General features: G+C 68.9%; 22 protein-coding genes, 1 pseudogene and 1 riboswitch. Of the genes and pseudogenes, 16 read left to right on the top strand and 7 right to left on the bottom strand.

The genetic code is table 11. From position 1 onward, the window contains the following. Positions 1-99 precede the first annotated feature (99 nt). Complete coding sequence (locus ACTHL9_RS11450) at positions 100-816, bottom strand: CoA transferase subunit A (protein ID WP_440519191.1); 717 nt, start codon at positions 814-816, stop codon at positions 100-102. A 163-nt stretch (positions 817-979) separates the two neighbouring features. Between ACTHL9_RS11450 and ACTHL9_RS11445 the strand changes: the two genes are divergently transcribed. From ACTHL9_RS11445 to ACTHL9_RS11430, 4 genes are all read left to right on the top strand, one after another. Then, complete coding sequence (locus tag ACTHL9_RS11445; RefSeq protein WP_440519190.1) at positions 980-1,795, top strand: IclR family transcriptional regulator; 816 nt, start codon at positions 980-982, stop codon at positions 1,793-1,795. A 67-nt stretch (positions 1,796-1,862) separates the two neighbouring features. Continuing rightward, positions 1,863-4,037, top strand: coding sequence for an elongation factor G-like protein EF-G2 (locus tag ACTHL9_RS11440; protein WP_440519189.1), 2,175 nt, complete (start codon positions 1,863-1,865; stop codon positions 4,035-4,037). Positions 4,038-4,105: 68 nt separating this feature from the next. Beyond that, a complete protein-coding gene (gene ykgO / locus ACTHL9_RS11435; protein WP_440519187.1) occupies positions 4,106-4,228 on the top strand; it encodes a type B 50S ribosomal protein L36 in 123 nt (40 codons plus the stop codon). A gap of 24 nt (positions 4,229-4,252) precedes the next feature. After that, on the top strand, positions 4,253-5,665 hold the full coding sequence (locus tag ACTHL9_RS11430) for a dihydrolipoyl dehydrogenase family protein (RefSeq protein ID WP_440519185.1): 1,413 nt from the start codon (positions 4,253-4,255) through the stop codon (positions 5,663-5,665). Positions 5,666-5,687: 22 nt separating this feature from the next. Here the strand turns inward: ACTHL9_RS11430 and ACTHL9_RS11425 are convergent, their stop codons facing one another. Next, complete coding sequence (locus ACTHL9_RS11425; protein WP_440519183.1) at positions 5,688-6,728, bottom strand: NAD(P)-dependent alcohol dehydrogenase; 1,041 nt, start codon at positions 6,726-6,728, stop codon at positions 5,688-5,690. A gap of 14 nt (positions 6,729-6,742) precedes the next feature. Further along, on the bottom strand, positions 6,743-7,579 hold the full coding sequence (locus ACTHL9_RS11420; RefSeq protein ID WP_440519181.1) for an aldo/keto reductase: 837 nt from the start codon (positions 7,577-7,579) through the stop codon (positions 6,743-6,745). A gap of 176 nt (positions 7,580-7,755) precedes the next feature. Here ACTHL9_RS11420 and ACTHL9_RS11415 point away from each other — a divergent pair, with 176 nt between their 5' ends. The 6 genes from ACTHL9_RS11415 (at position 7,756) to ACTHL9_RS11390 (ending at position 14,126) form a co-directional block, all read left to right on the top strand. Beyond that, the gene (locus ACTHL9_RS11415) at positions 7,756-9,207 is read left to right on the top strand and encodes an MFS transporter (protein WP_440519180.1); all 1,452 of its coding nucleotides are present in this window, start codon (positions 7,756-7,758) and stop codon (positions 9,205-9,207) included. Between the two features lie 79 nt (positions 9,208-9,286). Next, a complete protein-coding gene (locus ACTHL9_RS11410) occupies positions 9,287-10,168 on the top strand; it encodes a helix-turn-helix transcriptional regulator (RefSeq protein ID WP_440519179.1) in 882 nt (293 codons plus the stop codon). Between the two features lie 26 nt (positions 10,169-10,194). Further along, positions 10,195-10,851, top strand: coding sequence for an ABC transporter ATP-binding protein (locus ACTHL9_RS11405; RefSeq protein ID WP_440519178.1), 657 nt, complete (start codon positions 10,195-10,197; stop codon positions 10,849-10,851). Then, complete coding sequence (locus ACTHL9_RS11400) at positions 10,848-12,857, top strand: YhgE/Pip family protein (RefSeq protein ID WP_440519177.1); 2,010 nt, start codon at positions 10,848-10,850, stop codon at positions 12,855-12,857. Before ACTHL9_RS11405 ends, ACTHL9_RS11400 begins: the two co-directional genes overlap by 4 nt. Next, positions 12,854-13,480 (top strand): TetR/AcrR family transcriptional regulator, encoded by a 627-nt coding sequence (locus ACTHL9_RS11395; RefSeq protein ID WP_440519175.1) that lies wholly within the window; start codon positions 12,854-12,856, stop codon positions 13,478-13,480. The genes ACTHL9_RS11400 and ACTHL9_RS11395 overlap by 4 nt, the downstream gene beginning before the upstream one ends. 55 nt (positions 13,481-13,535) lie before the next feature. After that, complete coding sequence (locus tag ACTHL9_RS11390; RefSeq protein ID WP_440519174.1) at positions 13,536-14,126, top strand: hypothetical protein; 591 nt, start codon at positions 13,536-13,538, stop codon at positions 14,124-14,126. On the opposite strand, the gene ACTHL9_RS11385 is transcribed toward ACTHL9_RS11390, so the two are convergent. Beyond that, positions 14,068-14,622 carry a SixA phosphatase family protein gene (locus ACTHL9_RS11385; RefSeq protein ID WP_440519172.1) on the bottom strand — a complete coding sequence of 185 codons (555 nt, stop codon included), beginning with the start codon at positions 14,620-14,622 and terminating at the stop codon, positions 14,068-14,070. The two genes, ACTHL9_RS11390 and ACTHL9_RS11385, sit on opposite strands and share 59 nt — an antisense overlap. Before the next feature lie 38 nt (positions 14,623-14,660). Continuing rightward, on the bottom strand, positions 14,661-15,470 hold the full coding sequence (locus tag ACTHL9_RS11380) for a winged helix-turn-helix domain-containing protein (RefSeq protein WP_440519170.1): 810 nt from the start codon (positions 15,468-15,470) through the stop codon (positions 14,661-14,663). A gap of 582 nt (positions 15,471-16,052) precedes the next feature. Continuing rightward, a riboswitch (cyclic di-AMP (ydaO/yuaA leader) is annotated at positions 16,053-16,245 on the top strand. A 4-nt stretch (positions 16,246-16,249) separates the two neighbouring features. On the opposite strand from ACTHL9_RS11380, the gene ACTHL9_RS11375 reads away from it, so the two are divergent. Next, positions 16,250-16,933 carry a hypothetical protein gene (locus ACTHL9_RS11375; RefSeq protein WP_440519168.1) on the top strand — a complete coding sequence of 228 codons (684 nt, stop codon included), beginning with the start codon at positions 16,250-16,252 and terminating at the stop codon, positions 16,931-16,933. A gap of 159 nt (positions 16,934-17,092) precedes the next feature. Then, a complete protein-coding gene (gvpJ, locus tag ACTHL9_RS11370; protein ID WP_440519167.1) occupies positions 17,093-17,497 on the top strand; it encodes a gas vesicle protein GvpJ in 405 nt (134 codons plus the stop codon). Positions 17,498-17,896: 399 nt separating this feature from the next. Here gvpJ and ACTHL9_RS11365 read toward each other — a convergent pair whose 3' ends face one another. Next, positions 17,897-18,748 (bottom strand): hypothetical protein, encoded by an 852-nt coding sequence (locus tag ACTHL9_RS11365; protein ID WP_440519165.1) that lies wholly within the window; start codon positions 18,746-18,748, stop codon positions 17,897-17,899. Between the two features lie 205 nt (positions 18,749-18,953). Here ACTHL9_RS11365 and ACTHL9_RS11360 point away from each other — a divergent pair, with 205 nt between their 5' ends. After that, positions 18,954-19,694 carry a response regulator transcription factor gene (locus ACTHL9_RS11360; protein WP_440519163.1) on the top strand — a complete coding sequence of 247 codons (741 nt, stop codon included), beginning with the start codon at positions 18,954-18,956 and terminating at the stop codon, positions 19,692-19,694. Further along, on the top strand, positions 19,691-21,199 hold the full coding sequence (locus ACTHL9_RS11355; RefSeq protein ID WP_440519161.1) for a HAMP domain-containing sensor histidine kinase: 1,509 nt from the start codon (positions 19,691-19,693) through the stop codon (positions 21,197-21,199). Before ACTHL9_RS11360 ends, ACTHL9_RS11355 begins: the two co-directional genes overlap by 4 nt. A 63-nt stretch (positions 21,200-21,262) precedes the next feature. Here ACTHL9_RS11355 and ACTHL9_RS11350 read toward each other — a convergent pair whose 3' ends face one another. Beyond that, on the bottom strand, positions 21,263-22,168 hold the full coding sequence (locus ACTHL9_RS11350) for a DMT family transporter (RefSeq protein ID WP_440519159.1): 906 nt from the start codon (positions 22,166-22,168) through the stop codon (positions 21,263-21,265). Between the two features lie 310 nt (positions 22,169-22,478). Here ACTHL9_RS11350 and ACTHL9_RS11345 point away from each other — a divergent pair, with 310 nt between their 5' ends. Further along, on the top strand, positions 22,479-23,807 hold the full coding sequence (locus ACTHL9_RS11345) for a glycosyltransferase (RefSeq protein WP_440519157.1): 1,329 nt from the start codon (positions 22,479-22,481) through the stop codon (positions 23,805-23,807). A 46-nt stretch (positions 23,808-23,853) separates the two neighbouring features. Beyond that, a pseudogene (locus tag ACTHL9_RS11340) lies at positions 23,854-24,110 on the top strand (glycosyl transferase); the annotation flags it as partial.

Genomic DNA, 24,110 nt, shown 5'->3' with positions numbered 1-24,110 from the left:
CGCCCCCCGCCGCCCCCCCATATTTGCTTTGTGGGGGGCGCGCCCGCCGGCCCCGGCCGCCCCCCCCCCGCGGGCCCCCCCGCCCCCCCCGCAACGGAATTAGACGTGCGCGGACACGGGCCGGGGCCGGACGGTGCGCTGCTCGATATCCTTCACTCGCGGCCGCGCCTGCACGAGATGCTGGACGAAGACGCCGGGCGTGATGATGTGGTTCGGGTCGATCTCTCCGGGGGCGACGATCACCTCGGCCTCGGCGATCGTCACCCGGCCCGCCGTGGCGACCACCGGGTTGAAGTTCCGGGCGGTGTACCGGTACACGAGATTGCCTTCAGTGTCCGCGGTGTGGGCGTGGACAAGCGCGACGTCGGCCACGATCCCGCGCTCCTGCACGTACAGCTCGCCGTCGAACGACTCATGGGGCTTGCCCTCGGCCACCACAGTCCCCACTCCGGTGCGGGTGTAGAAGGCCGGAATCCCCGCGCCGCCCGCGCGGAGCCGCTCAGCGAGCGTGCCCTGCGGGACGAACTCGACCTCGAGCTCCCCGGCCAGGTACTGCTGCGCGAACAGCTTGTTCTCCCCGACGTACGAGGCCACCACCTTTCGTACCTGCCCCGACTCGAGCAGAATCCCCAGGCCCTTCCCGTCCACGCCCATGTTGTTCGAGACCACCGTCAGATTCCGCGCGCCCGTTTCCCGGACGGCCTCGATCAGGTCAGCCGGAATCCCACTGAGCCCGAACCCGCCGACCGCCACCGTGGCACCGTCGCGCAGCACTCCAGCGAGGATCTCTCCAGCCCTATCCTTCAGCTTGCCCATGTTTCACCTTTTCCTGTCACCACTTTGTGGACACGGCTCGTTCTTGAACGAGGCTAGGAATTGCAGGACTTAGTGGCAATACCTCTCCTCCCGTATTCCGCACAGTGTGGACATGCCTCCGCAGTGCGTCCACAATGTGGAGAGATTTCGGAGGTGGAACCGCGTGACCGAACCCAAAGCCGTCCAGGGTGCCCAGCTGGTGGGGCGCGTCGCCCGCATCCTGCGGATTGTCGGGAGCAGACCTGCCGGCGCATCGACGGCCCGGGTCGTCCGCGAGTCGGGGCTCACGCGGCCCACGGCGCACCGGATCCTCTCTTCCCTCGCCGCGGAGGGCCTCCTCGACGTCGACTCCTTCGGCAACTGGGTCCTCGGAACCGAACTGTTCCTGCTGGGCTCGGCAGCCGCCGCCCGCTTCCCGTTCGAGGAGCTCGCGCGCCCGAGCCTGCGGCGGCTCGCCCAGGAATCCGGGGAGAGCGCCTTCTACAGTGTGCTGCGCGGCAACGAGACCGTCTGCGTGCTCCGCGAGGAGGGCAGCTTCCCGGTCCGCTCCTTCGTCCTCCGCGAAGGCGTCCGCTTTCCGCTCGGCGTGGCCTCAGCCGGCACCGCGATCCTCGCCTTCCTGCCGGAAGCGCAGAAGGAGAACCTGTTGGATCGATGGGATGAGCACGCCGGGGAATTCGCGGCGGGACACACTGAGGCCACGGTCCGGCGCCAACTCGAGGAAACCAAGCTGCGCGGCTATTCGGTGAACCCAGGACTGGTCCTCGAGGGGAGCTGGGGCATGGGGGCCGCCGTCTTCGACGGGCGCGGCAACGCCGCCGGCGCCGTATCGCTGACCGGAATCGAACCGCGATTCCGCCCCGAGCGGCAGCCCTTCCTCGGGCGACTGCTCATGGAGGAAGCCCACAGGATCAGTACCAAGCTCGAAGGCGTCACTGCTCGCCGCAGCGGGGGTGGAGGGGACAGTATTAAGGCCTGAATCGCCTGTGGCCCGATTCACACCTCAGGCGAGGTTCAGAATGGACGTTCGCGACCCGGAGGTGGTTATGTCGGTCAAAAGTACGAACGGCTCGGCGAAGAGCGCGGCCCGCTCAGGATCTGAGGTCAAACGGACCGACGCCGCAAGCTCCGCGCCCACCGTGGACCGCTCCGAACTCATCCGGAACGTGGTGCTCGTGGGCCATTCGGGAGCGGGCAAGACGATGATGCTCGAGGCCGTCCTCGCTTCGACCGGGGCGATCAACCGCATGGGGTCCATCGTGGACGGCACCACGGTCGGCGACTCCGATCCCGCCGCAGTGCATCAGCAGCGCTCCGTCGCGCTCTCGGTGGCGCCCGTCGTTGTCGGCGAAATCAAGGTGAACCTCCTCGACACCCCCGGCTACGCGGACTTCGTGGGCGAGCTGCGCGCGGGGCTGCGGGCGGCGGACGGCGCGCTGTTCGTGGTCTCAGCGGTCGACGGCGTTGACGCCGCCACCACGGCGCTCTGGGAGGAATGCGAACGGGTGGGGATGCCGCGCGCCGTCGTCATCAGCCGCCTGGACCACCCGCGTGCCGACTACAGCGGCGTCCTCGCCCAGTGCCAGAGCGCGTTCGGGGAGTCGGTGCTTCCGCTCTACGTTCCCTCGCTCGGCGAGGGCGGTGTCACCGGCCTGATCGGGCTCCTCACTGGCAATGTCTCGGAATATCCCGAGGGCGAGCTGCAGCCCACCATGCGGCCCGGGACCCCGGAGGAGCTGGCCGACTGGGAAACGGCCCGCGGCGAGCTCCTCGAGGGGATCATCGCGGAGAGCGAGGATGAGACCCTCATGGATCGGTATCTGGGCGGCGAGGAGATCAGCCTCGACGTGGTGATCGGCGACCTCGAGAAGGCTGTGGCGCGCGGCTCCTTCTTCCCCGTGGTGCCGACGGCGGCCACAACCGGTGTGGGCACGGCCGAGCTGCTCGAGGTGCTCACGAGGGGCTTCCCGTCGCCGGCAGAGCACGCGGTGCCGCCCATCACCGACCTCAACGGCGAGCCGGTCAAGAAGCTGAAGTGCGATCCGGACGGCCCCCTCGTGGGCGAGGTGGTCCGCACCACCGTCGACCCGTTCCTGGGCCGCGTGTGCCTGGTGCGGATCTTCTCCGGGACGCTTCGGGACGACACGGCGGTCCATGTGGGCGGACACGGGCTCGCGGAGCGCGGCCACCCCGACCACGACAGCGACGAGCGCGTCGCCCGCCTGTACTCCCCCTTCGGCTCGACCCTCCGCGCGGTGCCCACCGCCGTTGCCGGCGACATCTGCGCCGTCGCCAAGCTCGCCGCGGCCGAGACCGGCGACACCATCTCCTCCAAGGACCAGCCCCTCCTCGTCGGTCCCTGGGACATGCCCGAGCCGCTCATGCCCGTGGCCGTCGAAGCGGCCTCGCACGGCGACGAGGACGCCCTCGCAAAGAACCTCGCCCGCGTCGCGGCGGGCGATCCGACCCTCCGGGTCGAGCGGAATCCCGAGACGCACCAGCTCGTGCTGTGGTGCATGGGCGAAGCGCACGCTGACGTGGTGCTCGAGCGCCTCCGGGAGCAGGGGACCAAGCTCCAGACGGTCGAGGTGATCACTCCGCTCCGGGAGACCTTCGGTGCGCCCGCGCCCGGACACGGCCGGTACGTCAAGCAGTCCGGTGGCCACGGGCAGTACGCGATCTGCGACATCGAGGTCGAGCCGCTCGAGCGCGGCGGGGGCTTCGAATTCATCGACAAGACCGTGGGCGGCGTCATTCCGAACACGTTCATCCCCTCGATCGAAAAGGGCGTGCGGGCGCAGATGCAGAAGGGCGTCTCCGCGGGCTTCCCGGTGGTGGACATCCGCGTGACCCTCGTGGGCGGAAAGGCCCACAGCGTCGATTCCTCGGACGCGGCCTTCCAGGCTGCAGGCGCCCTGGCGCTCCGGGAGGCGGCCGCCGCTACGAAGATCCAGCTCCTCGAACCCGTCTCGTCGGTGACGATCGAGGTGCCGGACGACTATGTTGGCACGGTGCTGAGCGATCTCTCCTCGCGACGCGGGCGTGTCACGGGGACCACCTCCGCCGGCGAGGGGACGTCGGAGATCAATGCCGAAGTGCCCGACGTCGAGCTCATTCGCTACGCCGTCGAGCTGCGCGCGCTGACCGCCGGCACGGGCCGCTTCCGCCGTGAATACCTGCGGCACGACCCCGCACCGCATACGAGTGGGGCCGCGGTTTAGGGACCGGGAATATTCCGCCACGGCAGCTCCTTAACGAGAATGTTTCACATTACTGAGAAGGAGCTCCCATGAAGGTGCGCACATCGATCCGGTCCCTCAAGAACCAGCCGGGGTCCCAGCTGGTCAGGCGGCGGGGCAGGATCTTCGTTATCAACAAGAAGAACCCGCGTCTCAAGGCCCGGCAAGGCTAGCGGCGCTCCCGTAGCATCGGTGGGGTGGAGAGCGAGTACGACGTCCTGGTGATCGGCGCAGGTGCGGCCGGTGAGAACGCGGCGGACCGCATCGTGAAGGGCGGCCTCACGGCGGCCCTCATCGAAAGCGATCTCGTTGGCGGCGCCTGTTCCTATTGGGCCTGCGAGCCCTCGAAGGCCCTCCTGCGCCCAGGGACCGCGCTGCACGCGGCCCGGCGGGTTCCCGGCGCGCGGGAGGCGGTCACGGGCGACCTCGACGTCCACGCCGTGCTTGAGCATCGCACCGAGGCCGTCAACAGCTGGGACGACGAATCCCAGGTTGAGTGGGTCGACGGAGCCGGCATCACCCTCGTCCGCGGCCGGGCTCGCCTCACCGGCGCAAAGCGCGTGAGTGTCGCGGACTCCTCCGGCAACCATTTCGCGCTCGCGGCGCGCCACGCCGTCGTCCTCGCCACCGGCTCCACCCCCTCGGTCCCCAAAGTTCCCGGGCTCGACCGCGTGCCCTACTGGACGACGGCGGACGCCACGAGCACCCGCGAGGTCCCGGAAAGCCTCGCGATCCTCGGCGCGGGCGTCGCGGGCTCGGAGCTCGCGCAGGCGTTCGCACGGCTGGGTTCACGCGTCACGCTGCTGGCACGGGGCACATTCCTGAGCGCCTTCCCCGAGGACGCGCGCGAGCTCGTGCGCGCCGGCCTCACCGGCGACGGGGTGGAGATCCTCGAAGGCGTATCGCCGGAGCTCGTCGAGTCAACGGACGACGGCGGAGCCCACCTCACGCTTCCCGACGGACGAACGCTGGAGGTCGCCAAGGTGCTGGTTGCCGCAGGGCGGCGGCCGGCCCTCGATGGGCTGGGGCTGCCCGCGTTCGGCATCGAACCCGCGTCCCTGCGCGTCGACGAGACGGGGCTCGTCCTGGGGAACTCGTGGCTCTACGCGGTCGGCGACTGCTGCGGCCGGGCGATGCTCACGCATCAGGGCAAGTACCAGGCGCGGATCACCGGCGACGTGATCGTTGCCCGCTCGCGCGGCGAACTCGACGGTCGCCCCTCGCGCTGGAGCCGGCACGCGCGCACCGCCGACGAGCTCGCCGTCCCCCGGGCCATGTTCACCGACCCCGAGGCCGCGATGGTGGGGCTCACGGAAGAAGAGGCCTGGGAGCATGGGATCCGCGTCCGGGCCGTCGACCTTCGCATCGCTGTGGCCGGCGCGTGGCAGCACGCGGTTGACTACGAGGGATGGGCGCGCTTCCTCGTGGACGAGGACCGCCAGACGCTGGTGGGTGCGTGCTTCGCCGGGCCGGACGTCGCGGAGCTGCTGCAGTCCGCGACGATCGCGATCACCGGCGAAGTCACCCTCGAGCGCCTCTGGCACGCGATCCCAGCCTTCCCCACGGTGAGTGAAGTCTGGCTTCGCTTCCTGGAGGCCTACGGGCTTTGAGCCCTCTCAAGCCTCTAAGCCCTCAGATCGTCGACGTGTCGATGACGAAGCGGTAGCGGACGTCGCTCCCGACGACGCGGTCCCAGGCCTCGTTGATCTTCTCGGCGGGAATGACCTCGATCTCCGCTCCGAGCCCGTGCTCGGCGCAGAAGTCGAGCATCTCCTGCGTCTGACGGATGCCGCCGTTCTTCGTCCCGGCCAGCCGGCGCCGGAAGCCGACAAGCGAGCCGGGGCTGAAGCTCATGGCGTTCTCGGGCAGGCCGGCGGCGACGAAGGTCCCGTCGAGGGCGAGCAGGCCAAGGTACGCGTTGAGGTCGAGGTCCGAGGAGACGGTGCTCACGATGAGGTCGAAGCGCCCCTTGAGGTCCTCGAAGGTGCTCTCGTCGGAGCTCGCGTAGTAGTGGTCGGCGCCCAGCCGGAAGGCGTCGTCCTGCTTCTTCAGTGACTGGCTGATGACCGAGACCTCGGCGCCGAGGGCGTGGGCGATCTTCACGCCCATGTGCCCGAGCCCGCCCATGCCGACGATCGCGACCTGCTTGCCCGGCCCGGCCTCCCAGGTCTTCAGCGGCGAATAGAGGGTGATCCCTGCGCACAGGAGCGGGGCGGCCACGTCGAGGTCGAGCGCGTCCGGGATGCGGAGGACGTAATCCTCCTCGACGGTGATGTGGGTGCTGTACCCGCCCGCCGTCGGCTTTCCGTCACGGCCGATCGCGTTGTAGGTGCCGATCTCGCCCTTGAGGCAGTACTGCTCCTCCCCCGCGCGGCAATTGACGCATTCCCGGCAGGAGTCCACGAAGCAGCCGACGCCGACCCGGTCGCCGACGGCGTACTTCGTCACCTCGCTGCCGATCGCCTCCACGACGCCGGCGATCTCGTGGCCGGTCACGATCGGGTAGGAGATGGCGCCCCACTCGCCACGGGCGGTGTGGATGTCGGAGTGGCAGATGCCTGCGTACTTGATGGCGATGAGGACCTCGTGGGGGCCGGGGTCGCGCCGCTCGATCGTCGTCGGGGCGAGGGGTTCGGTCGCGGAGGGAGCGGCGTAGGCGCGTGCGGTAGGCATGGGTTCTCCTGGTGTCAGAGCTGGGTGTGGGAGGCGGTGGCCGGATCGCTGCCGATCCGGTGGCCGGAGTCGAGGCGACCGATCTGCTCGACCTCGCTCGGGGTGAGGCCGAGAGCGGCGGCTGCGAAGTTCTCGGCCATGCGGTCGGCGTTCGCCGTCTTCGGAATGACGATCGTCCCCTGGCTGAGATGCCACGCGAGCACCACCTGCGCGGGAGTCGACCCGTGCGCGGCGGCGATGGCCTCGACGGCCTCGGCGTTCAGGTCGGTGCCCTGGCCGAGGGGGCTGTACGCCTCGACGGCGATCCCCTTCTCGCGGCACAGGCTTGCCAGCTCGCGCTGCTGGAACGTCGGGTGGAGCTCGATTTGGTTGACTGCCGGGGTGACCTCGGCCGAGACAAGGAGCGTGTCGAGATGCTCGGGCAGGAAGTTGGAGACGCCGATCGAGCGGACCAGTTCATTCGCGAGGAGCTTCTCCATCGCCTGCCACGCCGAGACGAACAGGCCCAGCGAGGGCACCGGCCAGTGGATGAGGTACAGGTCGACGTAGTCCAGGCCGAGAGCCCGTCGGCTGTCCTCGAACGCCTCGAACGGCTTTCCCTGCTCGCCGTTGCGCAGCTTCGTGGTGACGAAGAGCTCCTCGCGAGGGATGCCGGCCGCAGCGATCGCCGCGCCGACTCCGGCCTCGTTGCGGTATGCGGCGGCGGTGTCGAGGTGCCGGTAGCCGACCTCGAGGGCGGCCTCGACCACGCGCTGGGTGTCCTCCGGCGGGACCTGGAACACCCCGAAGCCGAGCTGCGGGATGTCGACGCCGTTGTTGAGGGTCAGCGACGGAATCGTGATGTCTGGCATGGTTGCCCCTCCTTCGGTTCGATCGCCCACGCGACCAGGGAATACGTTTCAACGCTACGAAGAAGAGGGAGCCATGTCAGCCTGGGAGGCACCCTCTGCTCTTCCTAGGAGTGACAGTCCTACCTTCGCGGGATTCCACGGGACTAATTCGCGCGCTCCGGAGGTTAACGCCTCGTGTGACGACGACGAAGGCTGACTCAGTAGGTTTCCGCTCAGAACGAGGCCCCATCCTCATCGCGCTCATGCTCACCACGGGCCTGGTCGCGATCGATTCGACGATCGTTGCCACCGCGGTCCCCTCCATCGTGCATGATGTGGGCGGCTTCTCCTCGTTCCCCTGGCTGTTCTCCGCCTACATGCTCGCCCAGGCCGTCTCGGTGCCCGTGTACGCGAAGCTCTCCGACATGGTCGGGCGAAAGCCCATCGTGCTGGCCGGCATCGGGCTCTTCCTGCTCGGCTCGATCCTTTGCGGCCTGGCGCTGACCATGCCCGCGCTCATCGCCTTCCGCGTGCTGCAGGGGCTGGGGGCCGGTGCCGTCCAGCCGATGGCGATCACGATCGCCGGCGACATCTATTCGCTGACCGAGCGCGCGAAGGTCCAGGGCTACCTCGCCAGCGTGTGGGCCATCTCGTCCGTCGTCGGCCCCACACTCGGCGGAGTCTTCGCGTCTCTCGGGATCTGGCGCGGCATCTTCTTCATCAACGTCCCGCTGTGCATCCTCGCCGGATGGATGCTCATCCGGACGTTCCACGAGAACATCGAGCGCTCCCGGCATCGGATCGACTACCTCGGTTCGGCTCTGCTCACGGTCGCCATGACCCTCCTCATTCTCGGTGCGCTCGAGGGCGGGCAGGCCTGGGCCTGGAACTCCCCCCTGAGCTTCGCGGTGTTCGGCATCGGTGCCGTCCTGCTCGTCCTCTTCGTCTTCGCCGAGCGGCGAGCCGCGGAGCCGGTCCTTCCGATGTGGGTCGTCTCCCGCAGGCTGCTGCTGACCACGACGCTCGTCTCCTTCGGCGTGGGCGCCATCATCCTGGGGCTCACCTCATACGTGCCGACGTACCTCGAGGGATCGCTCTCGGTCTCCCCTGTGCTCGCAGGCCTGGCCCTCGCCGCGCTGACCATCGGCTGGCCAATCAGCGCCTCGCAGTCCGGGCGCCTGTACCTGCGCATCGGCTTCCGGAACACCGCAACGATCGGCATCCTGATCTCCGTCACGGGAGCCAGTGTGCTCGCCCTCAGTTCGCACACGCCCACGCTGCTTCTCGTCGCGGCGAGCTGCTTCGTCGTCGGCCTCGGCATGGGTCTCGTGGCGACCCCGACCCTGATCTCGGCGCAATCGAGCGTCGAGTGGAATGAGCGTGGCGTAGTCACGGGGACCAACCTCTTTGCGCGCTCGATCGGAAGCGCGCTGGGCGTCGCCGTCTTCGGCGCGGTGGCGAACGCGCTCTACGCGGGCACGCCCAACGGCGCGTCGAATACTCATGCGACCGTTGAAGCCTCGGCGGCTGTGTTCCTCGCGGTGCTAGTCGTCACCGTGCTGACCGTCGTCGCGGTGCTCGCGATGCCGGCGACCAAGCGCCCGGCTCAGGCCTCCGCCGAGGAAGCGTCGGCAGAGTCCGTGTCCTAGGCACGGTCCTAGGCCCAGTCCGTGTCCTCAGTGCGGACTCCCGTGGAATTGGCACAGAAGTCTCGGAAAGAATGGATCAATGGGTCAAAGCGCTGAATTCGGCCGATTCCTCAAGGCCATGCGGTCCCGCCTCTCGCCAGAGCAGGCGGGCATCGCGGCGTCATCGAGGGGTCGGCGAGTCCCCGGCCTCCGTCGCGAGGAGATCGCGTATCTGGCGGGCGTGAGCACGGACTACTACACGCGCCTCGAGCAAGGTCGGAATATCCACCCGTCTCGCTCGGTGCTCGATTCCGTCGCACGGGCTCTCCAGCTCGACGACGGAGAACGAGCCCACATGATCGACCTCATCGAGCACTGCGCGAACTCGAAACGGCCGCTCCCGCCGCAGAACGTGCGGCCGGCGCTCCGCCAGCTCGTCGAGGCCGTCGGGAACGTGCCGGCCCTCGTGCTGGGCCGGCGCACCGAAGTCCTCGCAGGGAACCCGCTCGCCTTCCTCTTGCTCGCCGACTTCCCGAGCATGCCGCTGCAGGAGCGGAACCTCACGCGGTGGATCATCCTGGATCCAAGGGCCAAGGAGCTGTTCACGGAGTGGAAGACGGTGGCCGCGGAAGCGACGGGGGCGCTGAGGGTCGACGTCGGCCGTCACCCCAACGATCCCGAGGCGAACCAGCTCGTGGGCGAGCTCGCGGTGCACAGCGAGCACTTCCGCCAATGGTGGGCCGGCCACCGTGTGGTGACCGAACATGCAGGGGTGCTGCGGATGCGGCATCCGGTGGTCGGAGACCTCGAGCTCAACTTCGAGGACCTCGCCCCGCGGCACGATCCGGACCTGACGCTTCGCGTGTTCACCGCCAAGCCTGGCTCACCCTCGGCGGATTCGCTCGCGATGCTCGGCAGCTTCGGGGCTCAGGAGCCGACGCCGACCACAGCTCGGGCGCTCGGCGAGACAAATTTGAACTGACCAGTCAGTTTTACTAAACTGGGAGCATGCTTTCAGTTCGTGAGCTCCGCGTGCAGGGGCGCCACGGCGACCTCGTGGCCCCCACCTCCTTCGAAGCCCCGATCGGGGCGCTCACCCTCATCCAGGCCGACGGCCAGGAAACGCGCACCGCCGTGGCCCTCGCTGCGAGCGGCCGCTACCTCCCAGACGAGGGAACGGCGCTGTGGGGCGCCGATGCAGGCGCGAAGAAGAACCTCAAGATCCTGCGCCGAACGAGTGCCCTGGTTGACTCCTCCGGGATCAACGACGCCGAGCGGCATCTGAGCGTGCGCGGCCTCGTCGCCGAAGACCTTTCCCTCCTGCCGCGGCGCCACCGCGCGTTGGCAACCCCCGAGTCCTGGCTGACCGTGCATGCCTTCGAGGACGTCGCCGGGGAGTGGGTCGACGAGCTTCCCGCCGGTCGCCGCGTGGATCTCATCACCGATCTCGCGCTCTCCGATCCGGCGGTGCGACTCCTCGTGGTCGACTCCCCCGACCGCCATTCCGGGCGTGCAGAGGATTGGCTCCCGCGCCTCGACCGGCTCGCGACGGACCCGGGGCGGCCGCTCGCCGTCGTCGCGGTGGTCGGAGAGGTGCCGGTCGGCTGGGAGGCCGGGGTCGCCGTCGTCGGCAATGCCCAGCCCCTCGAGGAGGTGCCCGCATGACCGTGCTGCGCCTCGCCCGCTCCGAACTCCAGCGCATGACCTCCGGCCTCCTGCCGAAGCTCGCGATCCTCGCCCTCACAATGGTGCCGCTGCTGTATGGCGCGGTGTACCTCTACGCGAACTGGGATCCGTACTCGAACACCGACCACCTCAAGGCCGCGCTCGTCGTCGAGGACCGGGGCGAGGTGGGCGGGAAGGTTGCGAGCAGCCTCGTGGACGGCCATGTCTTCGACTGGCAGCGCGTCCCCGACCAGCAGACCGCCGAGGCTGGCGTGCGGAACGGCACCTACTCGTTCGCGCTGCGCATCCCCGCGGATTTCTCGGCCAACCTCGCCTCCCCCTCGACCTTCGACGCCGCACGCCAGGCATTGCTCGACGTCACCACGAACGACGCGAACAACTACCTCCTGTCCACGATCGTGGACAAGGCCACGAAGGCGGTCCACGATTCGGTCGCCAAGGAGGTGGGCGTCGAAACCGCGAACCAGCTCCTCACGGGCTACGGGACGATTCACGCGCAGATGGTTCAGGCCGCCGATGCCGCGGGGCAGCTGCGGGACGGGGTGGGCCAGGTGTCCGATGGCGCGAGCCAGCTCGCCTCAGGCACGGCCCAGTTGCGCACGGGCGCCGCCCGGCTCGCGGACGGCCAGCGGCAGCTCGCCGCCGGCTCAGCCCAGCTGCGAGACGGCGCCTCCCAGCTCGCCACGGGGCTCGACGCTCTCCAGCGGAAGACGGCGTCGCTCCCCACCGACACCCAGAAGCTCGCCGACGGCGCGGCGCAGGTCGCCGCCGGCAACCAGCTCCTGAATCAGAAGGTCCAGAGTGCTGTCACCGCAGCGGATTCCGCCCAGGCGCAGCTCCAGCGGCAGACCTCGGACGCGCTCGCCCAGCTCGTGGCCAACGGGGCCCTGACCCCCGCGCAGGCGCAGCAGGTCGGCGCGGCGCTCACCGCCACCGGGCAATCCTCCTCCGCCCAGAGCGCCACGGCCCAGCTCGCGACGGCCGCGGGGCAGGTCGCCCAGCTCGCCGCCGGTTCCCAGCAAGTGGCCGACGGCGCGAGGCAGCTCGCGAACGGCATGCCTGCCCTCGCCTCCGGCATCGGCCAGGCCGACGGCGCAGCGCACCAGATAGCGTCCGGCGCCTCCCAGCTCGCCGTTGGGGAGCAGACCGCCGCCGCCGGCGCGGCTCAGCTCGCCGAGGGCGCGGCCCAGGCGGACGACGGCGCCCAAGCCCTCGCCTCGGGCGCGGCCCAGGCGCACGACGGCGCCGCCCAGCTCGCGGACGGCCTCGCCACGGGCGCGGGCAAGGTCCCGAACCCGAGCGACGCCCAGAAGAGGAACGTCTCCCAGGTCATCGCCGATCCGGTCGCCGTGAACAGCGTCTCGCAGGCGAAGGCCGCGACGTACGGGGCGGGCCTCGCACCGTACTTCCTCGCGCTCGCGATGTGGGTCGGCATCTTCATGCTGACCCAGGCCATGCGTCCCGTGACCAAGCGGGCCCTCGCCTCGAACGCCCCGGCGTGGAAGATCGCGATCGGCGGGTGGCTCCCGTTCGCCGTCGTCTCGGCGGCGCAGGCCACGGTACTGACCGCCGTCGTCGACCTCGGCCTCGGACTGCACCCGGCCCACCCGTGGCTCATGTGGCTGTTCCTCATGCTCGGCGGCGTCGCGTTCAGCGCGATCATCCAGGGGATCGTCTCGCTGCTCGGCTCGGTCGGGAAGTTCGTGGTGCTGATCCTGTTGATCCTGCAGCTCGTCTCCTCCGGGGGCACGTTCCCCTGGGAGATGACGCCGGCGCCGTTCCAGGTCGCGCATGCGCTCCTGCCCATGAGCTACGTGGTGACCGGCATGCGGCACCTCATCTACGGCGGCGACCTCTCCGGGATCCTCCCGCTCGTCGCCGGGCTCGTCGGGTACGCACTCGTGGGCGCGGCGCTGAACGTCCTCGGCACCCGCAAGAACATGACGTGGCGCCTCAAGACCCTCCAGCCGGAGATCTCGATATGAGCCCCGCGCCCACCCGGGGGTCAGCCCGGTCCGAGGCGACCAAGCAGCGGCTCTTCCTGGCCGCCGTCGAGCTCATCGGGCAGCGCGGGGCGGATGCGGTGACGGTCGACGAGATCGCGGCCGCCGCCGGCGTCGCCAAGGGCACGGTCTACTACAACTTCGGCAGCAAGCAGGAACTCGTCCAGCAGCTCCTGCGCTACGGCATGGGCTTGGTCATGGCCCGGCTTCTCGGCGAGGCGGACGACGGCGCCCGCCGCCCGCCGTCGCAGGATCCCCTTGCCGAGGTGCGCGGGATGGTGCGCCGCGCCCTCGAGTTCATCGACGAATATCCCGCGTTCGTGCGCCTGTGGCTCGGCGAGCAGTGGAGGGCCGACGGCGCGTGGCAGGCCCTCCTGTCCGACATGCGCTCCGAGGTCATTGCCGAGATCGAGGCCGCGGTGCGGCGGATCGACGCCGTGCAGCCGCTCCGAGCAGGGCTCACGCCGGGAGGAGTCGCGGTCGCACTGTTCGGCGCTGCTTTCGTGACCGGGATGGATCGCGCGGCGTTCAATCCGCAGCGCGATCTCGACGAGGCTGCCGAATCGGTCCTCGCGCTCGTCCGCGGTGCGCTCGAGAAACGCTGAGGCCGCTCGGCAGGGCGCCACTGAGTGGGGCTCGGCCAATGAAAAACTAGGACTCGTGGTCCCCTCGCGATTCCTCCCGCTGCGGCGCAGTGCCCGCGCGTCCCTCTGCTGTGCCGCGGCGACGGCCGTCCTCGCCGCGCTCACGGCATGGCAGCTCGAGGAATGGCTCGGCGCCCTGACCCTTGCCGCCCTCGCGGGTTTCATCCTCTGCGCCCTGTACACGATCCTCGGGATGAACCGCTACTGGGTAGCGGCCGCCGCAGCCGTGACGACCGCGGCGACGATTGGGTGCAGCCTCGCCTTCCTGCGCATGCTCGGACTTGCGTGGGACGACGCGCCCGACTCCGTGACCTCGGTCTCGAGCCGGGACGCAGACCCGTACTTCATGGGCGCGGTTGTGGCGGCGATTGCGACGCTGGGCATCCTCTTCGTGGGGTCGGCCTGGCCGCGCCGACGCAGGCCCGTGTCCAAGCCGGTTCGGAAGCAGGCGGCGCCGCGCCCGAGCGCGCAGCGGCCCGGCCCGAAGGCGCCCGCGCCGAAGTCCCCGGCCGTCAGAGCACCCGCATCGAAGCCAGCAGCGCCCAGGCCTACCGGTGCTTCTGGCCGTGCTTCCGGCTCTCGGCCCGCGGCACGGCGAAATGGGTGAGGCTGGCGTCTTGGCCGTCGAGCTCGGCCCACGGCTTGTCCACCTCCAGGACCGCCAACCCCGTGGTCGGGAAGTGATTGGCGGCGTCGAGATAGGCGTCCTGGTCCGAATCGCGTGACGCGAGCCGCAAAACGAGGTCCTGGACGCCCGGCATGTGGGCGATGACCAGAAGCGTCCGCACCGTGTCGGGAACGTGATTGATCACGGCGAGGATCCGCCCGGCACTCGCGGCGTAGAGCCCGGTCTCGAGCTTGGGGGTCGGGGCAAGATCCCCGAGTTCCCCGCAGACCCACGTGCAGGTCTGCCGCGTCCGCAGCGCGACCGAGCACAGGATGAAGTCCGGCACCACGCGATGCGTCAGGAGCCACTTCCCGGCCTCGGGCGCATCCGCATGACCGCGCTCTGCAAGCGGCCGATCGACATCGGGGACGCCTTCGGGCCACGCGGCCTTTGAGTGGCGCAGGACCACCAGCCGCTTGACGTGGTGCGTGCTCATGGGAGCAAGCCTAGACACTTCTCAGGTCGAGTTGCCGATCAGATGGAGTACTCAGGCGCCGCCCAGACGATGACCTCGGGGTGCTCGTAGAAGCGGTAGCCCTGCCCGCGGACCGTGCGGACGGTGTTCGCGAGGCGGCCGAGCTTCGAGCGGAGGCGTCGGATGTGGACGTCGATCGTCCGCTCGTTCGGAATCTCCTCTGCGTTCTTCCAGAGGTTCTCGAGCAGCTCGTCGCGGCTCACCGTGCGCGTGCCGTTCTCCACGAGGTAGTTGAGGAGCTCGAACTCCTTGAACGTGAGGTTCAGCGACTCGCCGTCGAGGTGGACTTCGCGCCGTGCGAGGTCGATGAGCACGCCGCTCGGGCGGTTGTCGTTGGACTGCGGGGCGCGCGGCTCGGGCCGCGGGCGGGTGCCGATCGTGGGGTCGCCGAACGTCGAACGCACCACGTCGAGCGGAGTCCCCTGCGCAGCAGCTGGGGCGACCGCGACGGCTGCGTAGCTTTCGACGCCGGGAACGAGGTTCTGGGCGTAGGCGCGGATTTCCTGGGCAATCCGGGCGATGGACGTGCCGGCGGCGGCAGCCTGCTCCTCGGAGATGCCCACGTAGAGGACGAATCCGTGGGCCACGGTGTCCGAGGCGACGGAGCGGACGGCCTCGGTCCCGGGCGCGACGACAGGGGTGGGCGCCGTGATCGGGGCGTAATCGTCGGTGACAGGACGAAGGGGACGGGCGGAGTAGGGATCGGACGGGCTCGTGACCCGTCCTCCGAACGGCTGGCGCGTGGGCGCCGTCTGGGCGCGCTGAGCGTTGCGGACAGAGATGTGGACGTATCCGGATGCAACCGACATGGAGTGCTGACCTTCGCGTGGGACTAGCCGCTAGCGGCTTCGAATGCTGAACAGGGAAGAAGAGGCAGGTGCTGGGATGGTGCAGTCAGCTATGCATTCGACAACAGCACATGATCCAGCCGGCGGGGGTGCCGGAGGGATGGGCCGCCGTTGCAGGTGCCATTGAGTCCTTGTTCACATCAGCGAGTGTCCCCCGTAACAATGGCTACAGGCAAGTAACAAAGTGCTTCTCGTCTCGGATTGTGAGACGAAACGGATAATTGTGATAGATCTCACGATTCGATGAGAGACAGATATGAACGTGACTTTTCACGTTTTTGGTCCTGTTTCCTGCCATGCACCGAATATTGTTCGGCGTCTCATGAGCCGTTTCCCAGCCGTTCACGCAGTTCCGGGCCGTCCACCATGTGGACGGTCCGACAGATCACCCGCGGAATCACGGGTCTCGAGTGGACAGACCTCACGGTTCCTCTGCAGAATACCGCCCCTTCTGACGCCCTCCCGTGATCTGCTGTTACCCAAATGTGACAAAGGCAAGCGTGTGCTTTAGGGTGGACGAGGCACGGGCTCCCGTGCCGCTCCGGGTGTGGTTCGCCGAACTCTGCCGACAGCCCGGAGTGCAGGAGAAGGCAGAGACGGAGGAACCATCGGCCCGCGGACGGCCCGCTCAGTGCGGACCAGCGGCCAGGGGTGAAGCCCGCGCCATGACGGCGGGGGCCGGATGACTCGCATCCGAACCCGGCAGCTAACTTCGCAGGCGCTAACGAGAGGTTCCTTGCGTGAGCAACACCATGTCCTTGGGCACACCTGTGCGCCAACGCGGTCGTCACCGCGCGACGACGCCGCCCAGCCGTCTTGTCCGTATCACCGCCGGCCTCGGCAACGCGACGAGCGGTCGTTACCGCAACGCCGTCGTCGCCGCCTCCCTCGGGCTCGTCACCGCCGTCAGCGGCGGCGCCGCAGCCAGCGCCGGTCAGCTCGCTCCGGGATCCGCGGCCCCCGAGAACGTGTCGCCGCAGATCAGCGCGACGGCGAACGCGAAGATCGACTTCGCCCGCACCGCCGTCGGCTCCATTTCCAAGGCCCAAGCCGACCAGCAGGCCGCCGCAGCAGCGGCCGCCGCGAAGGCCGAGCTCCTCAAGACGCAGCCGGTCAACGATCCGGCGGGCGCCCAGGCCTACGCCTCGAGCCAGCTGGCCAAGTTCGGCTGGGGCCAGGACCAGATGCAGGCCCTCATCACGCTCTGGAACCGCGAGTCGGATTGGACCACCACCGCCGAGAACTCCAGCAGCGGCGCCTACGGCATCGCGCAGGCCCTCCCCGGCGGCAAGATGTCCTCGGCCGGCGATGACTGGCAGACCAACTACCGCACGCAGATCGACTGGGGCCTCGGCTACATCAAGGACCGCTACGGCTCCCCCTCGAACGCGCTCGCGTTCCACTACGCGCACAACTGGTACTGACAGATACTCAACCCGCTGCTCACACGCACGACGGCGCCGCTCCCCTCGGTGGGGAGCGGCGCCGTCGTTCGCAACTCAGCCCCGCGCCGGATTCGGGACGCCCGCGGGTGGGTAACGAGAGGTGTCACCGCCGTCACCAACCTTCAAGGCCCGGATCCGATGAGCGTCACCCCCAGCGGAGGCTACCTCGACCGCCCTCACTCGAGTTCGCTGGCGGACGTCTTGAATGTCATCCTCGACAAGGGCCTCGTCATCGACGCGTACGTTGGAGTGTCCCTCTTGGGCGTCCAGCTGCTCGCCATCGATGCACGCATCGTCGTGGCTAGCGTGGACACCTACCTTCGCTACGCCGAGGCAACGAACCGGCTGAATCTCCAAGCCAGCAGAGGCGTGACACTTCCGGACTTGGTTCAGACGGGGTATGAGAAGACCGTCGAGACCGTGGCTCACAAGGTCGCCAAAGACAAGACCGAGGATGCCGTTCAGACGGTCAAGGAAGTCGCGACGTCCATCAAGGACACGTTCAAAGAGGCTGTCTTCGGCCCGACCCAGGACGAGGGCTGAGATCAGTCGAGGCCGACGAGAACGTCGTGGAGCGTCTTGCAGGGCCATGGCTGGTCGCAGGCGGAGCAAGGCTCCCCGACGTACAGCCCTCCGGGCGAATGCTTCTCCACGACCGGGCGCCACGTCTCAGCTGCAATGGCGTCCCGCGATGATCGGTCGAGGGAGGTCTCCCTCACCATCTTCAGCATCACGCGATACAGCGGCCCCGCCAATTCCCTCCCCATAGAGCCCGACCATACGCCGACGCCTTGTGCATGTACATGGCGAACAGAAGCTCAGGCGTCTGAAGCTCAGGTGTCCACCACCCGTCGGCTCGCCCCTCACGCACGACGGCGCCGCTCCCCTCGGGTGGGGGGCGGCGCCGTCGTTCTTAATTCAGCCGCTCAGTCCGGCCAGGGGTCAGTTGCTCTGCCCCGAGCTGCTGGATCCGCCCGTGCCGGACGACGTGCCCGTTGCCGACGAGACCAGGATGCTGAGGGCGGAATTGCCGTCCTTGAGGGCGGTGACGCGCACCGTCTGGCCGTTGGCGAGGCTCGAGGCGCTCAGCGATCCCTGCTGGCTCTGGGACTGGCCCTGTCCCCGGTTCCCGCGGGCGCCGAGGCTCGCGATGGCGGTGTCCGAGGTGATCGCGTAGGACTGCTCGAATCCGTCAGCGCTCTTGACTGTGACCTTGCCCGACGAGACGGACGTGATGGTGCCGGTCTGCTCGAGCTCCGTCACATACTGGCCGTTGCGCTGCACCACATACTCGCCGTGGACAGCCTGACCCGCGGCACCAAGGCCCAGGTTCCCGGGTCCGCCTTGGAAGCCGCCGTTCACGCCCGAGCCGGCTTGGCCTTGGCCCGCGGCACGGCCTGGGCCGCCCGCGAAGCCCTGATTCGCGGCGTTGGCAGCATTGCCTGCACTGGTCACCGCGTACACCGCAGCACCCGAACCGCCTGCGATGACGACGGCGACGCCGGCCGCCGCGAGTCCCTTCTGGACGGGCGTCATGCGAGCGAGCGCGCCCTTGCGTGTGCGTGGGCTTCCCGGAGGCACGGCTCCCCAGCCCTGAGGCTGCTGTCCCTGCGGGGGTGCGACCCAGCCCTGCGCCGGCTGCTGATGCGGCTGCTGTCCCTGCTGGGGTGCGCCCCAGCCCTGCGCCTGCGCGGGGTACAGCGTCTCGGTGGGCTGCGGCGGCGCCTGGAACGACGGAGCCTGCTGGCCTGGCTGCTGGGGATTCGGTTTCTGGTTCTCTGATCCGAAGGACATCGTGTTCTCCTGTGAGGTCTGCGGGTGACGTTAGGTCCAGCGTCCTCAGAGATCCTGTGCTCCCGCTGTGCCGACCGGCTGGACTGGCTGTGCTTAGGCGGGGCGGGACGGCGCTGGAGCAACGCGTCGGCGCTAGGCTGGCCTCCACAGGGTCCCCACAGGAAGAACTCAGGCTCGGACTACCCATCCACAGGAGGCTGGAATCATGGCAAGTCCCTACACGACCAACAACCTCCCGGCCCTGACCCACCCGGACGGCTCCCCGATCCGCGCCCTCGTCGTCGACGATGAGCCGAGCCTCTCCGAACTCATGAGCATGGGCCTGCGAATGACGGGATGGAGCGTGCAGGTCGCCGCCGATGGGCCCGCAGCCGTCAAGGCCGCCCGCGATTTCCGTCCCGACGTTCTGGTGCTGGACGTCATGATCCCCGGCTTCGACGGCGTCGAAGTGCTCAAGCGCGTCCGCCAGTTCCTCCCCGAAGTGCCCGCCCTCTTCCTGACCGCCAAGGACGCCGTCGAGGACCGCATCACGGGACTTGCCGCGGGCGGCGACGACTACGTGACCAAGCCGTTCAGCATGGAAGAGGTCATGCTGAGGCTGCACCGCCTCGTCCAGCGCTCCGGCGTCGCGGCCCAGGACGACGCCGAACTTGTGGTGGGCGACCTCGTGCTCAACACGGACACCCGCGAGGTGACTCGCAGCGGCGAGGACATCCAGCTCACCGCCACTCAGTTCGAGCTCCTCCGCTACCTCATGGAGAACCCGAAGCGCGTCATCAGCAAGGCGCAGATCCTCGATCGCGTGTGGCAGTACGACTTCGGCGGCCAAGCCAACATCGTCGAGCTCTACATCTCGTACCTGCGCAAGAAGATCGACGCGAACCGAGCCCCCATGATCCACACCGTCCGCGGCGCGGGCTACGTGATCAAGCCCGCTGAGGGATGAGCACGTTGGCCGGCGCCGCTCCGCGGCCGCGGCGCCACTGGGCGGACCCGAATGCCTGGCATCTGCGCACCAAGCTCGTTCTCGCGACGATGTTGCTCCTCGTCGCGATCTGTTCCGTGGTCGGCTCGGTGCTCTACGCCTCGATGGACACCTTCCTCACCCAGCAGGTCGATACACAGCTCTTCCAGGCGAGCCACCGAGCGGCCGAATACGGCAGCATCAGTCAGGCGCCGACGGGCAACCAGCCGCGTCCGGATCCCCTCGATGCCCCCGGCCAGGGTGCCGGGACGCTGAGCGCCCGCCTGCAAGGCAACACGATGGTGCTCGCGGGGCTCAGGAGCCCCGAAGGCAAGCGTGTTGACTTGCAGCACTCCGATGTTGCGGCACTCGTCTCCATCGCGCAGTCGCCCGAGCTTCAGTCCGGGCAGCAACCGGCCACCGTGCCCGTGGACCGCCACCTCACCGTGGGCCACTACCGCATCATGGCCACCAAGACCGCGTCAGGGGACGTCATCCTCACGGGACTGCCCCTCGCCGCGAAGGACAGCGCGCTCGAGCAGCTCGTCCTGACCACCGTCATCGTGTCCCTCGGCGGGCTCGTGCTCATCGGCCTCGTGGGAACGTACATCATTCGCCGGACGCTGCAGCCGCTGGACCAGGTCTCGTCTGTTGCCGCGAAGGTCGCCCAGCTGCCCCTCGACGCCGGCGAGGTGGCCCTCGCGATGCGGGTACCGCCGTCGGCCGCTCACCCCGGCACCGAAGTGGGCAATGTGGGCCACGCGCTCAACCGCATGCTGGACAACGTGTCCGGGGCGCTTCACGCGCGGCAGGAGTCGGAGATGAAGGTGCGCCAGTTCGTCGCCGACGCGTCGCACGAGCTGCGTACCCCGCTCACCGCGATCCGCGGCTACACCGACATGCTCAAGATGACGGAGAAGCTCTCCCCGCAGGGCAGCGAGTCGCTCGGTCGGGTCGAGACGCAGTCGCTGCGCATGAGCCGGCTCGTCGAAGACCTCCTGACCCTCGCGCGGCTCGACGAGGGCCAGCCGCTCAAGCTTGCGCCTGTCGACCTGACACAGCTCGTCGTGGAGACGGTGTCCGACCAGAAGGTCATCGCGCCCGACCACCAGTGGCGCCTCGACCTTCCGGAGGAACCCGTTGAGGTCAAGGCCGACGGCGCCCGCCTGCACCAGGTCATGGTCAATCTGCTCTCGAACGCGCGAAAGCACACCGATCCCGGGACGACCATCACCACGGGGGTCTCCCGTTCCGCCACCGGCGAGGCCGTGATCACCGTGACCGATACCGGCCCCGGCGTTCCGCCCGAGCTGCAGAAGAAGGTGTTCGCGCGCTTCACCCGCGCCGACAAGGCACGGACCGGAACAGAGGGGTCAACGGGGCTCGGGCTTTCGATCGTCCAGGCGATCGTGGATGCCCACGGCGGATCCGTGGAGCTCAGCTCGCGGCCGGGGCGCACCGAGTTCGCGGTCTACCTCCCCGCCTAACGTTTCGGGTACAGATACTGCCCCACCAGGGCGTTTCGGGTACGCCAACTCCCCCCGTCAGGCTCACCCGGGCGAAGAGCCGCCTGGCGTCGCCCCCACTTCGAGCGCTGGCTCCGCGTCGTGTGCAGAGCGGCGCGTCGCGAGGAACGTCCCCGCCAGCACGAGCACGGCACCCGCCGCGATGAGGAGCGTGATCGGCTCGCCGCGCAGGCTGACGCCGAGCGCAAGGGCGACGACGGGGTTCACGTACGCGATTGCCGTCGCCCGCGCGGGGCCCGCCTCGGCGATGAGGCGGAAGAACAGCAGGAACGCGAGTGCCGTGCAGAGCAGGCCAAGCAGCACGAGCGACCCCACCGCAGTGGCCGACGGCAGCGAGGCGGGCCACGTCGCAGCAGCGAACGGCGCGGAGATAAGGGCTGCGACCGTGAGGCAGACGGCAGTCATGGGCAGTGCCGGCACGTCGCCCAGTTTGAGCGCGGCGACCTGCGGCGCAATCGCGTAACCGACCGCGACGAACAGCATCTCGACGACCGGCCAAGCGCCAGAGGACTCCATCCCGCCCCCGCCCAGAGCCGCTACGCCGGCGACCGCAAGCACGAGGCCGATGATCCGGAGTCCACCGATCTTCCGCTCGAGCCCGATCACCCGCGCCATCACGAGCGCCAGCACCGGCGCGAACGCGATGAGCAGCCCTGCAAGCGAGCTCGACAGATGCCGCTCGGCATCGCTGAGCAGGAACCAGGGCCCCACCATCTCGAGCAGCGCGAACGCCAGCACGGGCCATCGATGCTCCCACACCACCCGCAGCTGCCGCCACGCGAACGGCAGGAGGACGACGGCGCCAATCGCCGTTCGCGCGAAGACGACGACGGCGGGACTCACCTCCGCGACCGCTTCGCTGATCAGAAGGTAGGGGACGCCCCAGATGAGGCTCATTGCCGCAAACAATGTCCAGGTTCGGCGAGTCACGAACCAACTCTAGGACTGCCCACCGACAAGCTATAAGGATTCGACCTCACCCGAATCCTCCCACCCGTTTCGGGTTCGCCAACACACCTCCACTGCCCTCTCGGGTACGCCAACTCACCTGCCTCGGCCCGCGGCTCTGGTACCTCTCGTGAGTACCTGTACCCGAAACGCAAAAAGCCGATGAGTTGGCGCTCCCGAAACGCTCAGAACGGGGAGTTGGTGTACCCGAAACGGGGGTGGGGGCGAGGGTCACAGCGGCGGCACAGCTTCGCTCTAATCCGAGCACAAGCCGGGACAGCAAAGTCGAAGCATGACGCTCACGGATCCCGCCTCCCAAGCCCTCGCGGCCCCCGAGGACTTCGGCGAGTCTGCCGCTCCGGCGGGCTCCGCCGTCGTCAGTCCCTTCCTGCGGCCGGGCACGGCACTCGACCTCCAGACCTTCCGCCGGGCCGGCATCCCGCTCCTCGACGTGACGGTGCCGGTCTACAACGAGGAGCAGGACCTCGAGCCGTGCGTTCGCAGGCTCGACGAATACCTCGCCACCCAGTTCCAGCACACGTACCGCATCACGATCGCGGACAACGCGTCCACAGATTCGACGCTGCGGGTTGCGGAGCGGCTGGCCCGGGAGCTGGAGAACGTGCGGGCGGTGCACCTCGACGAGAAGGGCCGCGGGAATGCGCTGCGGCGGGTGTGGCTTGCCTCGGATTCCCCGATCCTCGCGTACATGGACGTGGACCTCTCGACCGACCTCAACGCGCTCGCCCCGCTGGTGGCGCCGCTGGTCTCGGGGCACTCAGATCTGGCGATCGGGACGCGCCTGTCCCGCTCGTCGCGCGTGGTCCGGGGCCCGAAGCGCGAATTCGTCTCGCGTTCGTACAACTTCCTGCTCCACTCGCTCATGGGCGCCCGGTTCAGCGACGCGCAGTGCGGCTTCAAGGCGATCCGTGCGGACGTGGCCCAGCAGCTCCTCCCCCATACCCTGGACAAGGCGTGGTTCTTCGATACGGAGCTGCTGGTGCTCGCCGAGCGCTGCGGGCTGCGCTGCGCCGAGGTCCCAGTGGACTGGACGGACGATCCGAACTCGAAGGTCGACATCGTGCGCACCGCCCTCGAGGACCTGCGCGGCATGTACCGCATGACCACGGACATGGCCCGCGGCCGGATCCCCCTCGCGCAGCTCCAGGCGGCAATGGCCCGCGGCCCGCTCCCGGCCGGTGAGCGCGCAGAGGAGGCGGGGCGGCGGCAGAGCCTCTTCGGCCAGCTGGTCCGCTTCGGGGCGATCGGCGTGGCGTCGACCCTCGCGTACGCGGCGCTGTATCTCCTCGGCCGGGTCTTCATGGGCGCCCAGGCGGCGAACTTCGTGGCGCTCCTGATCACCGCAGTCGCCAACACGGCCGCGAACCGGCGTTTCACCTTCGGCGTCCTCGGTGCCGCGCGGCTGGCCCGCCACCACGCAGAGGGGCTCATCGTCTTCGCGATCGGCTGGGCCCTCACAGCCGGCGCCCTCCTCTGGATGAACTCGGTCCCGAATCCGGGCCAGTGGATCGAGCTCACGATCCTCACCCTTGCCAATCTCGCCGCGACGGCGGTCAAGTTCCTGCTCTTCCGACTCTGGGTGTTCCGCCGGCGCGCGTGACGCGCCGCGCCCAACACCCTTAGACTTCCGACCGAAAGGCCAGACCGTGACCACTTCCATCGCCCCCGACACCCAGGCGACCACGCCACCAAGCGCGGCGAACGACGACGGCGCCACCCGCCGTCGCCCGTCCCACCCCGGCTCTCCCCCGCCTCGGCTTGAGCGCCTCGCCTTCGGCAAGGACCAGCCGCGCTGGGTGCGCCCCTCGGCCTTCGGCCTCGTGATCGCGAGCGCCTTCCTCTACCTCTGGAACCTCACCAATTCCGGGTACGCCAACTCCTTCTACGCCGCCGCCGTCCAAGC

The sequence above is a fragment of the Sinomonas sp. genome (genome assembly GCF_051955515.1).
Taxonomy (GTDB): Bacteria; Actinomycetota; Actinomycetes; order Actinomycetales; family Micrococcaceae; genus Sinomonas.
Note: the sequence above shows the minus strand (reverse complement) of the source record. Positions and strands in the feature narration are given on the sequence as shown.

Excerpts from the sequence above, each read along its gene's own strand:
- ACTHL9_RS11385 (WP_440519172.1), bottom strand. The coding sequence starts at position 14,622 with ATGAGCACGCACCACGTCAAGCGGCTGGTGGTCCTGCGCCACTCAAAG.
- ACTHL9_RS11365 (WP_440519165.1), bottom strand. The coding sequence starts at position 18,748 with ATGTCCTTCGGATCAGAGAACCAGAAACCGAATCCCCAGCAGCCAGGC.
- gvpJ (WP_440519167.1), top strand. The coding sequence starts at position 17,093 with ATGAGCGTCACCCCCAGCGGAGGCTACCTCGACCGCCCTCACTCGAGT.
- ykgO (WP_440519187.1), top strand. The coding sequence starts at position 4,106 with ATGAAGGTGCGCACATCGATCCGGTCCCTCAAGAACCAGCCGGGGTCC.
- ACTHL9_RS11420 (WP_440519181.1), bottom strand. The coding sequence starts at position 7,579 with ATGCCAGACATCACGATTCCGTCGCTGACCCTCAACAACGGCGTCGAC.
- ACTHL9_RS11450 (WP_440519191.1), bottom strand. The coding sequence starts at position 816 with ATGGGCAAGCTGAAGGATAGGGCTGGAGAGATCCTCGCTGGAGTGCTG.
- ACTHL9_RS11410 (WP_440519179.1), top strand. The coding sequence starts at position 9,287 with ATGGGTCAAAGCGCTGAATTCGGCCGATTCCTCAAGGCCATGCGGTCC.
- ACTHL9_RS11440 (WP_440519189.1), top strand. The coding sequence starts at position 1,863 with ATGTCGGTCAAAAGTACGAACGGCTCGGCGAAGAGCGCGGCCCGCTCA.
- ACTHL9_RS11360 (WP_440519163.1), top strand. The coding sequence starts at position 18,954 with ATGGCAAGTCCCTACACGACCAACAACCTCCCGGCCCTGACCCACCCG.
- ACTHL9_RS11395 (WP_440519175.1), top strand. The coding sequence starts at position 12,854 with ATGAGCCCCGCGCCCACCCGGGGGTCAGCCCGGTCCGAGGCGACCAAG.
- ACTHL9_RS11345 (WP_440519157.1), top strand. The coding sequence starts at position 22,479 with ATGACGCTCACGGATCCCGCCTCCCAAGCCCTCGCGGCCCCCGAGGAC.
- ACTHL9_RS11425 (WP_440519183.1), bottom strand. The coding sequence starts at position 6,728 with ATGCCTACCGCACGCGCCTACGCCGCTCCCTCCGCGACCGAACCCCTC.
- ACTHL9_RS11405 (WP_440519178.1), top strand. The coding sequence starts at position 10,195 with ATGCTTTCAGTTCGTGAGCTCCGCGTGCAGGGGCGCCACGGCGACCTC.
- ACTHL9_RS11400 (WP_440519177.1), top strand. The coding sequence starts at position 10,848 with ATGACCGTGCTGCGCCTCGCCCGCTCCGAACTCCAGCGCATGACCTCC.
- ACTHL9_RS11355 (WP_440519161.1), top strand. The coding sequence starts at position 19,691 with ATGAGCACGTTGGCCGGCGCCGCTCCGCGGCCGCGGCGCCACTGGGCG.
- ACTHL9_RS11380 (WP_440519170.1), bottom strand. The coding sequence starts at position 15,470 with ATGTCGGTTGCATCCGGATACGTCCACATCTCTGTCCGCAACGCTCAG.